The sequence below is a fragment of the bacterium genome (assembly GCA_021158245.1).
GTDB lineage: Bacteria > Zhuqueibacterota > QNDG01 > QNDG01 > QNDG01 > QNDG01.
Genome location: JAGGVB010000139.1, coordinates 1 through 11,996 on the forward strand (window position 1 = coordinate 1; position 11,996 = coordinate 11,996).

Consider the following 11,996-nt stretch of genomic DNA (forward strand, 5'->3'; position numbering starts at 1 on the left):
AAGTTAAGAAATTGGTTGAGCAGGGCAAGAAGAAATTCGTTATTGATCTGTCTAAAGTTAAATGGATGAATAGCTCCGGCCTCGGTACAATGATGGGATGTCTGACTTCAATCAAGAATGGATCCGGCGAATTGCGGCTCTGCGGAGTAACTGAAAAGGTAAAGAGCCTTTTTATGATTACCAAATTAATTACACTATTTGAAACTTATGACAGTGTTGAAGAAGCGGTTGATTCATTCTAAAAATAAATTATATATAATGATATTAAATATTCCCAAAGGGCAGTGTAACACTGCCCTTTTTTATTTATTTCAGCTTAATCCCTGCCAAGTTGAACTTGACAATGCTGTAACTTTTTCTTACTTTTAAACTTATGTATTTAGGAAAAAAATTAATGAACTCTATCAGCAGGAATGTAATAAAAGAAGAACTTTTTCTGTTTAAAAAAGAGTATAATAAAGCCCTTACAGATGAAGACCCGCTTGTCGGGGAGTTATTGAATTATTTACAAGAGGATACCGGCAAGACAATTCGTCCGATTCTTTTCTTTTTAAGCCAGGGCCTTATAGGTAAACCGGATCAAAGCAGCATTCATGTTGCTGTTATTCTTGAATTACTTCATAATGCTACAATTATTCATGATGATGTTGTTGATAACGGAGAAAAGAGAAGGGGCAGGGAATCTGCTCACAGGCGCTGGTCGAGGCAGAGTTCAGTTCTTTTAGGGGATTTCCTTCTTGCTAAAATACTTAAAATAGGCCTGCAGTCAAAATGGCCTGAAGTCCTTGATGTAACTTCAAATGTTGTTTTTGAAATGGCAAGGGAGGAACTCTCCCAGTCTCTCAAACGCAGCATTACTGTGCCGGAAGAGGATGAATATTTTAATACAATTCAGTTGAAAACTGCCGGCCTGTTTGAATCTGCATGCTTGTTAGGCGGTATAATTGCAGGTGCTGACAAGGAATATCAAAACCTCCTTGCTTCTCTCGGAATGATTTATGGAATGGTGTTTCAAATCCGGGATGATGTACTTGATTATACAGGCACTGAAGATGAAACAGGCAAAGAGGTAAGAAAAGACCTTATGAACGGGTCTATAACACTGCCGTTAATCTATACTTATAGAACGCTTGCAAAAGAGAAGCAGAAACAGCTGATTGAATTTATCCGGAGCGGAGACCGGGATAAGATAAATTTTGTATATGATTTTGTAGTAGAATCCGGCGGTATAGAAAAATCACAGGAAAAAGCATCCGAGCTTCTGAAACAAACATTAAATATTCTTGACAAATTTCCTGATTCAAATTATAGGAAGGCATTGTATTCATTAACAGATGGGGCGCTAACGAGAATTGTATGAGAAAAAATATATTCAAAATTATATTTCTGTGCCTGATTATTTCTATAAGCTGTAATAGAAACAAAGTACATTTCCCGGTTGAAGATACAAGGCTTCTAATGGATACAGTGGTGAGAGTGGCAGTATACGACAGCCCCGGGCCTGAAAATCGAATTAGAAAAGCTATCGACTCAGCATTTGAAATTATGAAAATGCTTGAAGATGAGACATCTTCACATATTGATACGAGTGATGTATGTAAATTAAACGGCAGTTCTGGTATACACGGAATGATTGTGCACAAATCGGTTCTGAATATTTTAAAGAGATCAATTGAGATATCTGAACAAACAGATGGATTTTTTGATATCACAATAGGGGCAGTTAAAAATATATGGCCATTTGAACAGCCAGACCCGAAAGTTCCCTCAAAAGAGAATATTAAAAGACTGCTGAAGTTTGTTAATTTTAGAAATATTTCAATTGCAGGTGATACTGTATTTTTGGAAAAGAGGGGGATGAGTATAGATCTGGGAGGCGTTGCAAAAGGCTATATTATAGATGCTGCTGTCAAGAGTTTAGAAGAGAACGGAGTCAAGGCAGGTATAGTTGATGCGGGCGGAGATTTAAGGATATTTGGTAAAAATCCCGAAAAAGAAAAATGGAAAATCGGCATTATAAATCCAAGAAAAAAAAGCGGCCTATCCGGAGTAATATATACAGACGCAAAAAGTATCGCAACATCAGGGGATTATGAAAGATATTTTATGTATAACGGAGTAAGGTACCACCACATTCTAAACCCCTTTACAGGTTTTCCAGCGAGGGGTTGTGTAAGTGTTACAATAATTACTGATACAGGTATGAATGCCGATGCCCTTGCAACAGCCGTTTTCGTAATGGGGCATAAGCGTGGATTGGAATTTATTGAAAAAAAACAGGGGGTTGAAGGAATAATTATGTATGAAGACAAGGGAGTGCTGAAGACATCTGCAACTTCCGGAATTAAAGACAATTATTCAATAATTGAAACAGGGAGGTAAAAATGGCCCGGGTATTGGTTACCGGCGGAGCAGGTTTTTTGGGCTCCCATCTTTGTGATTTTCTTCTTAATAAGGGACATGAAGTTATTGCAGTGGACAACCTTATTACAGGATCAATAGATAATATTGCACATATCAAAAGTGAGAAGTTTACGTTTATAAAACACGATGTTACTAATTATATCTACATAAAGGGACCTGTTGATTACATACTTCATTTTGCTTCACCTGCAAGCCCCAGAGATTATCTGGAATTTCCTATACAGACATTAAAAGTAGGCTCTCTCGGAACGCACAAAGCTCTTGGGCTTGCATTGCAGAAGAAGGCGACATTTCTGCTGGCTTCTACATCAGAGGTATACGGAGATCCCAAAATTCATCCGCAGCCGGAAACTTACTGGGGGAATGTCAATCCTGTTGGCCCGAGAGGAGTGTATGACGAGGCAAAACGTTTTGCAGAAGCTCTTGTCATGGCATATCACAGATTTCACGGTGTAGAAACACGTATTGTACGAATTTTCAATACTTACGGACCGAGAATGAGGCCTGAGGACGGGCGTGCAATACCTACAATGGTTCCTCAGGCATTGAGGGGAGAGCCGATTACTGTATTTGGCGACGGCAGCCAGACCAGGAGTTTCTGTTATGTAAGTGATCTTGTAGAGGGAATCTACAGACTTTTATTGTCAGATATGCATGACCCTGTTAATATTGGCAATCCTGATGAAAGATCGATTCTTGACCTTGCAGAAAATATTATCAGATTGACCGGAAGTAAAAGTAAAATTGAATTCAAGGAACTTCCGGTAAATGATCCCAAAGTAAGACAGCCTGATTTAACAAGAGCAAAAAAGTATCTCGAGTGGAAGGCTCAGGTCGAATTTGAAGAGGGGCTTGGAAAAACAATAGAATGGTTTAAAGATCGGATCAGATAATGTCTCGCGGCAGTGTCAAGCCTCATAAAAAAATACTTGTTATAAGATTCAGCGCAATGGGCGATGTAATCCTGACGACCCCGTTTCTGCGAATATTAAAAAAAGAGATCCCTGATGCTCAAGTTGATTTTATTGTAAAACTAAAGTTTTCTCCTCTTTTAGAGGGGAATCAGAATATAAGCAGCATTATTACTGTTCCTGAAAGATTTCTGGATTTTGTGAAGTTAATTTTCGGATTGCGCAAAAACAGGTATGATGTTGTATTTGATTTGCAGCGGAATTTTAAGAGCAGCCTGATTATGATTTTGTCCGGTGCAAAAAAGAAAAGAAAGTACAAAACAAGAAGGTTCCGGCGTTTTGTGCTTGTTAAATTTAAAAAAGATATTTACCGGAACAACAAGAGCATTCCTTTAAGGTTCCTTGATGCTTTAGATGAAGGTTCATTGAAGGATGACGGTAAAGGTGCGGAACTTAATATCTCCGAAGAATCAAAGAAGAGGGTTAGCAGTCTTTTAGAAGAAGCAGGCATTATTTATCCTTTTAATATGATCGTACTTGCCCCCGGAGCAGGAAGAGCTACTAAACGATGGAATATAAAAGGGTTTGCCGAAGTAGGAAAGCATTTTATAAGATTGGGCTATGATGTTGCGATAATCGGGGGGGAAGAGGATAAAGATATTTGTAAAGCTGTATGCAGCCTTACTGGCGAAAAAGCAATTAACTTCTGCGGTAAAACAAATTTATCCGAAACTGCTGCATTTATGTCAATATGCCGACTGCTTATAAGTAACGATACCGGAGTTATGCATATGGCAGGTGCTCTTAATACACCGGTTGTGGCAATCTTCGGGCCTACAACAAAAGAGCTGGGATTCTTTCCGTTCAGAGGGATTTCTCAGGTTGTTCAAATCCCCCTTAAGTGCAGGCCTTGTTCATTCCATGGTACGGCGAAATGCTCTGAGCAGCATTTCAGATGCATGAATGATATCACAGCAGATATGGTAATTGAAGCAGCCGAAAATTTAATAACAGGTGCTTAAATGCAGATTATTTGGTTTCTGATTTATAATTTATGTGTTGTGCCTCTAATGTGGATTACGTTTAATATTCTGCAAATATGGAATAAAAAAGTTCGGAAGGGTGTTCTGGGCAGAAAAGGATTATTGAAAAAATTGGATAGAGATTTGGCCCGTTTCGAATCAAATTCTCCCCGTTTCTGGATTCACAACAGTTCCATGGGTGAATTTGAACAGGCAAAGCCGATTATTGGCAAACTTAAAGAAGATTTTCCAAATAGTTTTATTATAGTAACTTTTTTTTCTCCTTCAGGTTATGAACATACAAAAGAATATGATAAAGCTGATATATTAACATATATTCCTTTTGATTCCTGTTTTAAAGCAAAAAAGTTTATTGATATTGTAAAGCCTGATATGGCATTAATGATAAAGTATGATTTATGGCCCAACCATTTATGGTGCCTTCAGGAAAAGTCAATACCTGTTGTTCTCGTCAATGCCTCTATCCGGCCTGCTGTATTAACAGGAAATTTCCTTATCAAGAGTTTTTTCATGCCTTTTTATAAATATTTTAAATTCATTCTTACTATATCTCCGGAAGCAAAAGAGTTCATGGATAGTTCGTTGCATGAGCCTGATAAAGTATTTGTTGCAGGGGATACAAGATACGATCAGGTTGTAAAAAGAGCGGAATCTGCAGAAGCTGATGTCGAGAATCTGCGCAAAATTATGCACGGCCGAAGATGCTTTGTTGCAGGTTCAACATGGCCTTCTGATGAAAGAGAACTAATCCCTGCACTATATGCTGTATTTAAAAGAGATATTAAATTTTGGGTTGTGCTTGTGCCTCACGAACCGACTGAAGAGCATATATTTCAGCTTCAATCCCTGCTTGACAGTATAGGAATAAAACATGTACGATTTTCCGAACTAAATAAAAACGGAAGCGGTGATTTTGATGTTTTGATTGTAGACACAGTGGGCATTTTAGCAAGCCTTTACTCTCTTGCAGATATTACATTTGTGGGCGGGGGCTTTGCTCCGGGAGTGCACAGTGTTTTGGAGCCTGCTGCATTCGGCAAACTTGTGCTTTTCGGGCCGAAATATACAAACTCCTTTGAAGCGGAAAGACTCCTCGAAAAAGGAGGCGGAATTGTAGTAAGAGATGACAGGGAGATTGAAGCTGTGTTTACCGATTTCTTCAGCTCTGGGAGCTCAGGGCTTTCAAAAGGGGACAAAGCAGGACTATTGGTAAGAGAGAACCTCGGAGCAACAGAGAGAATAGTTGCCCATATAAAGAACTGTCTCAAAAACAATGATTAATATAAAAGACCTTACATTCTCATATACAACAGCAGGAGGAAAAGAATTATTTAATCTGAAAAAAATATCTTTTACTCTTCAAAAGGGGGAGAAAGTTGCTCTTATGGGAGCAAACGGGTCAGGCAAGACCACTTTTATCCGATGTATAAACGGCCTTCTCATACCTTCCGGCGGTGAAGTTGAAGTTGACGGCATCCCGTTAAATTTTTCCGATACACTTTATGAGGTAAGACGTAAAGTGGGTATGGTTTTCCAGAATCCGGATAATCAGATTGTTACAACAACCGTGGAACGCGAACTTGCTTTCGGCATGGAAAACATTGGCCTTGAAAGAGATGAAATGAGAAAGAGGATAAAAGAGGCACTTAAAATGTTTCATCTCGAAGAGCATATAAACAGGCCTCCGCACCTTTTATCAGGGGGCGAGAGACAGAGGCTGGCCCTTGCGTCAGTCTGGGTAATGAAGCCTGACTATCTGATTCTTGATGAACCTACATCTCTTCTTGATCCTGCCGGAAGAGAGGAAGTACTCTCCTTTATTCTTGATCAGGCGGATGAGGGTAATATGGGAATCCTGCTTGTAACTCAGTTTCCGGAGGAGGCATTGAGGTTTGACAGGCTGATAGTATTAAATGAAGGTGAACTTGTGCTTTCCGGTAAACCGGTTGATGTTTTCAGTGATTTTAATATTATGCGTTCTCTTGGGCTTGATATACCGGCAAGTGTGGAATTGGATCTGTTTCTCAAAGAGGTTCAGAGTGAATATCAGATCTGAAAATCTTTTTTTTACATATAGATCTATGATAAGTCTTGATTTTGATGCCCTGACCGATATATCCCTTGAAATACCCGCAGGGAAAATTACTGCCATTGCAGGGGCAGCAGGTTCAGGAAAGACAACACTGATTCAGCATTTTAACGGACTCCTGCAGCCTCAATCGGGAAAAATTTTTATAGATGATAAGGATATATTCGATAATAGCAGCAACATTACTGAAGTAAGAAAAAAAGTTGGTATTGTTTTTCAATTTCCCGAGTACCAATTTTTTGAAGAGAAAGTGTTTGATGAAGTTGCATTCGGCCCCGGGAATCAGGGGCTTGACAAGGATGAGGTTGAACAGAGTGTTATAAATGCAATAAATGCTGTGGGCCTTGATTTTGAAAAATACAGATCAAGATCGCCGTTTGTATTGAGCGGGGGGGAAAAGAGGCGTGTTGCAATTGCAAGTATCCTGGCAATGAAACCTCAGATACTTGTTATGGATGAGCCTACAGTCGGGCTTGACCCTTTGTCTGCGAAGACAGTAGAAAATATAATGCTTGAATATAAAAAAAACGGGAAAACAGTAATATTTGTTTCTCATAATATGGATATTATAAGCAGGATTGCAGAGAAAATAATAGTGTTGGAAAAAGGCAGAAAAATATTTGAAGGGGTAAAAGAAACTCTGTTTGAAGATTCCGAACTTATTAAAAATGCAGGGCTTACTCTGCCTGAGGTTTATAAATATATGATCAGTCTTAAAGAAAATGGTTTAGGTGTTAATCCAATGGTTTTTACAGTCAGTGACGCTAAGGCAGAGATAGTCAGGGCTATAAAAAAGGGCAGGTGAGTGCATCCGTAGACAAGCTCAGGATGAAGTTGAGAAATCCAGGATAAAATAAAAAGCTCATGTAGAGAAAAAAATATTAAAGGAGGTTGTTATGAGAAATGTCCCGTTAATAATTATTGCAGTTGTAATGCAGTTTTTATTTATTTCAATTGCAGTTGCTGCAGGCGGAAATGATACCCATCCGTTTTCAGTGCATGATATGCTGGCAATGCAGAGAGTATCCGATGTGCAGGTTTCTCCCAATGGAGACAAGATGGTTTTTGTACTGAGAACAACAGACCTTGATGCTGACAGGGGAAGAACAGATTTGTGGCTTGCCGATACTGACGGCAAAGGGTTGATGAGGCTTACGACTAATCCGGCTTCAGATTACAACCCCCGCTGGTCTGCATGTGGGAAAACAATATGGTTTATCTCAACCCGCTCAGGATCTGCACAAATATGGAAAATCAAAGTCAGCGGAGGAGAAGCCGAGCAGATAACTGACCTGCCTCTTGATGTAGGAAATTTAATTGTCGCCTCAAAGTGCGGAAAGATTGCTTTTACAATGGAGGTGTTTCCGGATAAACCCTGCCCCGGCTGCACAAGAAAAGTGCTGGATGCAAAGGAAAACAGCAAGGCATCAGGTGTAATTTTTGATAAAGTTTTTATACGGCATTGGAATACATGGATGGACGGCCGCAGATCGCATCTTTTTGTATTGAGTACAGAAGAAGAAAAATCAATTGACCTTATTGATTTAATGGAAGGCATGGATACTGATACACCTTCGAAACCTTTTGGCGGGCCGGAAGAAATTACATTTACACCTGACGGTAAGGGGCTTGTTTTTACTGCTTCTAATGCTGGCAGAGAAGAACCATGGTCTACAAACTATGACCTTTTTTACGTACCGGTTGACGGATCTGAAAAACCGGTAAATTTAACAAAGAAAAACAAGGCCTGGGATACAGCTCCTGTGTTTTCACATGACGGCAAAACACTGGCATATCTTGCAATGTCCAGGCCCGGGTACGAATCTGATAAATTTAATATAATCCTCAAAACCTGGCCTGATGGGAAAAAGAGAGTGCTTACAAAAGAATGGGACAGGTCTCCGTCATCTATCTCCTGGTCTGCTGATGATAAGACTGTTTTTGCAACAGCTTCCAATCTCGGCCAAAAATCTCTTTTTGCAATTGATGTTACTACAGGCAAGGTACGTACAATAGTCAAAGAGGGAAACATAGGTTCTCCATCAGCTGCAAATGATAAAATAATATTCGGCCTTGACAATCTTAAATCTCCGGTAGAGATTTATTCCGTAATGCCGGACGGTTCGGATCTTAAACAAATAACATACATAAACAAGAAGAATGTAGCAGCAGCACGTATGGGTGAGTATGAGCAGTTTACTTTTAAGGGATGGAATAATCAGACAGTGTACTGCTATGTTGTAAAGCCTGCTGATTTTAATCCAAAAAGAAAATATCCCGTAGCTTTTCTAATTCACGGAGGCCCTCAGGGATCATTCGGAAATCATTTCCATTACAGATGGAATCCTCAGGCATACGCAGGTGCAGGTTATGCTGCTGTTATGGTCGATTTTCACGGATCAACAGGATACGGGCAGAAGTTCTGTGATTCGATCCGCGGCGACTGGGGAGGGAAGCCTCTTGTTGATTTAAAGAAAGGACTTGCTGCAGCACTTAAAAAATATAAGTGGATGGATGGCAGCAGGGTTGGTGCTCTCGGAGCATCATTCGGCGGATTCATGATTAACTGGATTGAGGGAAACTGGCCTGATCGGTTCCGCTGCCTTGTAAACCACGACGGCAATCTTGATGAGCTGTTCGCATACTATGCAACAGAAGAGCTGTGGTTTCCCGAATGGGATCATAAAGGTACACCGTGGAATAACCCTATAGGATATCAGAAGCATAATCCGGTAAATTTTGTTAAAAACTGGAAAACTCCCATGCTTGTTATTCACGGACAGAGAGACTACCGTGTTGTACTTGATCAGGGTGTAGCTACTTTTAATGCTCTTCAAAGACGGGAAATTCCAAGCAAGTTTCTGTATTTTCCCGATGAGTGCCATTGGGTACAGAAGCCTCACAATTCCATTTTGTGGCATAATACAGTTATTGAATGGCTTGACAAATGGTGCAAGTAGTGTAGTAATTATTTTATCGCAGGGGCGTGATGCCCCTGCGAATAAAAAAAACTAATTATTAGCAACGAACAAAAGAAATTAAAAATAACGAGCAGATGATTAGGTGATACGGACTTTAAAAGGAATGGTGCTTTCGGCGAGGGTATACTTTGTGCTGAATTTGCCAAAACAAATGAGTTCCTTATAAATTAACCAGAGTATTACATGAAGGAATTCAATATCGTACGAAATATAATAAACACAGAATTCTGTAACAGTCAAAAGAAATTTCTGTATTACGGTAAACTGCCTGATGATACATTTAATCCTGAAGAAACAGTGTTGCCTGCAGTATCCCTTTATTTTAATTTAATTGATGAGGATAAAGTTATACCTATGGTTCAAGAATTCGGGAAACAGCAATTTTTATCAGACTGGGGAGTACGAATCTTACGGGAAGACAGCCCTATGTTTCATCCACGCGGTTATCATGTTGGCAGTGTATGGCCTCTTTTTACTGGCTGGGCAGCACTTGCTGAATATAATCATGGACAGTATTTGCAGGGTTATTCTCATGTTATGAATAACCTGTTAAATTATAGATTCTGGCCCAAAGGATATATTGAAGAAGTGCTAAATGGAGAAAATTATAAACCTTCCGGTGTATGCGGTCATCAATGCTGGTCAGAAACTATGGTTTTCCAAAAAACAGCGAAAAGTATATAGAGAAAGATGTAAGGTTCTTGTTAAAAAGGTAATACCTGAATAATAATTGGAATGACAGGCAAACATTGTTCTTAAATGATGAAAAATTTTGGAGGATGGCAAAATGAAAGCAGATGATCGTTTTTATAACAAATCCCGTTTATTTTTAGCGTTTCCATTGATTTTAATTTCTGTTTTATTTTCAGTGACATTTTATAATCAGTTGAATGCAGGAGTAAAAGTGGTTCAAGAGCCGCCCAAAGATTGTAAAAGTAGTTTTTACGCCGGGAATAGACAACCACTTTTACCTAACCCTCTTATCAAATTACCTATTGGTGCTGTACAACCCGAGGGATGGATTCGTCATCAGTTGGAATTAATGGCAAATGGATTTACCGGACATTTGAGTGAAATAAGTAAATACTGTAAAATTAAAGATAATGCCTGGGTTAGTCCGGACGGACGAGGGAAAAACGGTTGGGAAGAGGTGCCTTACTGGTTGAGAGGGTACATTGAATTGGGTTATATCCTGAATAACGAAAGAATTATTAACGAATCGAAACAGTGGGTAGAAGGTGTACTGTCCAGTCAGGGGGCTGACGGATACTTTGGGCCTCGTGATAACTGGGAGAAGGCTCAGGTTTCCTTTACGACGAAAAACGATATATGGCCCAACATGGTTATGCTTTATGTGCTGCGGTCTTATTATGATGCAACCAGCGATGAAAGAGTAATAAATCTGATGACAAACTATTTTAAATGGATGAAAACGATTCCCCTTGAAAATTTTCTTCCGGGAACATGGCAAAAGTGGCGCGGAGGAGATAATCTGGACCACATTTTATGGCTCTATAACCAGACTGGTTTAGATTGGCTGCTTGAACTGGCAATTGTAAATCATGATCAGACCGCTGACTGGGCTGGTGGAATTCCAACCTGGCATGGCGTTAATCTGTCTCAGGGATTTCGTGAACCTGCTGAGTTTTATCAACAGATACATGATCAGCGATACGTAGACGCCTCCGAACGTAATTTACATGCATTTATGGATGTGTATGGTAATGTGCCGGGAGGCATGTTTGCAGCAGATGAAAATGCCAGGGAAGGACATACAGGTCCAAGACAGGCTGCAGAGACATGCACAATGGTAGAATTTATGCATAGTGATGAAATGATGCTCAGGATTACAGGCAATACCAAATGGGCAGATCATTGTGAGAATGTTGCTTTTAACTCTCTTCCTGCATCAATGACACCTGATTTGAAAGGACTGCATTATCTTACTGCACCGAATATGGTTCAGTTAGACAGAAAAAGTAAAGCACCCATTCTTGAAAATGGAGGAAATATGCTGTCCTTTAATCCGTGGAAGTATCGGTGCTGCCAGCACAATGTCTCTTTTGGGTGGCCATTTTACGCAGAAAGGCTTTGGATGGCTACTCGTGATAATGGATTAGCTGTAGTATTTTACGCCCCAAATACTGTGTCTGCCAAGGTCGCAGAGGGTGAAAAAGCTACAATTCAGGAAAAAACAAATTATCCATTTGATGAATCCGTTTATTTTAAATTGTCCCTAAGAAAAAAAGCCAAGTTTCCTATCTATTTTCGAATCCCCGGGTGGGCATCTGAAGTACACCTGAAAATTAATAATAGAAAAATTTCCTTAAACAATCAATCTTCGGGCTGGATAAAAATTGAAGATAGGTGGAAAGATGGTGATCAAATTAAATTAGCCTTTCCAATGAAAGTAACAGTAAAAACATGGAAGAAAAATAAAAATTCTGTCTCAGTAAACAGGGGGCCTCTGAGTTATTCATTGAAAATAGATGAAAACTGGGTTCGTTACGGAGGCACTGATAAATGGCCTGCATACGAAGTTTTTCCC

11 protein-coding genes are annotated in these 11,996 nt (G+C 39.6%); all 11 read left to right on the plus strand.

Annotated elements, in window-relative coordinates; genetic code table 11:
- On the plus strand, nucleotides 1-242 hold a 242-nt coding region (locus J7K93_07445), incomplete at its 5' end, for an STAS domain-containing protein (GenBank protein MCD6116832.1).
- A gap of 152 nt (nucleotides 243-394) precedes the next feature.
- Nucleotides 395-1,360, plus strand: coding sequence for a polyprenyl synthetase family protein (locus tag J7K93_07450; GenBank protein ID MCD6116833.1), 966 nt, complete (start codon nucleotides 395-397; stop codon nucleotides 1,358-1,360).
- Nucleotides 1,357-2,382, plus strand: a complete 1,026-nt coding sequence (locus J7K93_07455) for an FAD:protein FMN transferase (GenBank protein ID MCD6116834.1) — start codon at nucleotides 1,357-1,359, stop codon at nucleotides 2,380-2,382. Before J7K93_07450 ends, J7K93_07455 begins: the two co-directional genes overlap by 4 nt.
- Before the next feature lie 2 nt (nucleotides 2,383-2,384).
- Nucleotides 2,385-3,317, plus strand: a complete 933-nt coding sequence (locus J7K93_07460; protein MCD6116835.1) for an SDR family oxidoreductase — start codon at nucleotides 2,385-2,387, stop codon at nucleotides 3,315-3,317.
- On the plus strand, nucleotides 3,317-4,357 hold the full coding sequence (gene waaF / locus J7K93_07465; GenBank protein MCD6116836.1) for a lipopolysaccharide heptosyltransferase II: 1,041 nt from the start codon (nucleotides 3,317-3,319) through the stop codon (nucleotides 4,355-4,357). The genes J7K93_07460 and waaF overlap by 1 nt, the downstream gene beginning before the upstream one ends.
- Entirely contained in the window at nucleotides 4,358-5,659 is a 1,302-nt protein-coding gene (locus J7K93_07470; protein MCD6116837.1) for a 3-deoxy-D-manno-octulosonic acid transferase, read from the plus strand.
- Nucleotides 5,652-6,434, plus strand: coding sequence for an ATP-binding cassette domain-containing protein (locus J7K93_07475; protein MCD6116838.1), 783 nt, complete (start codon nucleotides 5,652-5,654; stop codon nucleotides 6,432-6,434). Before J7K93_07470 ends, J7K93_07475 begins: the two co-directional genes overlap by 8 nt.
- Entirely contained in the window at nucleotides 6,418-7,272 is an 855-nt protein-coding gene (locus J7K93_07480) for an energy-coupling factor transporter ATPase (protein MCD6116839.1), read from the plus strand. The genes J7K93_07475 and J7K93_07480 overlap by 17 nt, the downstream gene beginning before the upstream one ends.
- 127 nt (nucleotides 7,273-7,399) lie before the next feature.
- Nucleotides 7,400-9,427 (plus strand): S9 family peptidase, encoded by a 2,028-nt coding sequence (locus J7K93_07485; GenBank protein MCD6116840.1) that lies wholly within the window; start codon nucleotides 7,400-7,402, stop codon nucleotides 9,425-9,427.
- Between the two features lie 204 nt (nucleotides 9,428-9,631).
- A complete protein-coding gene (locus tag J7K93_07490) occupies nucleotides 9,632-10,132 on the plus strand; it encodes a hypothetical protein (protein ID MCD6116841.1) in 501 nt (166 codons plus the stop codon).
- Nucleotides 10,133-10,235: 103 nt separating this feature from the next.
- On the plus strand, nucleotides 10,236-11,996 hold a 1,761-nt coding region (locus J7K93_07495), incomplete at its 3' end, for a glycoside hydrolase family 127 protein (protein ID MCD6116842.1).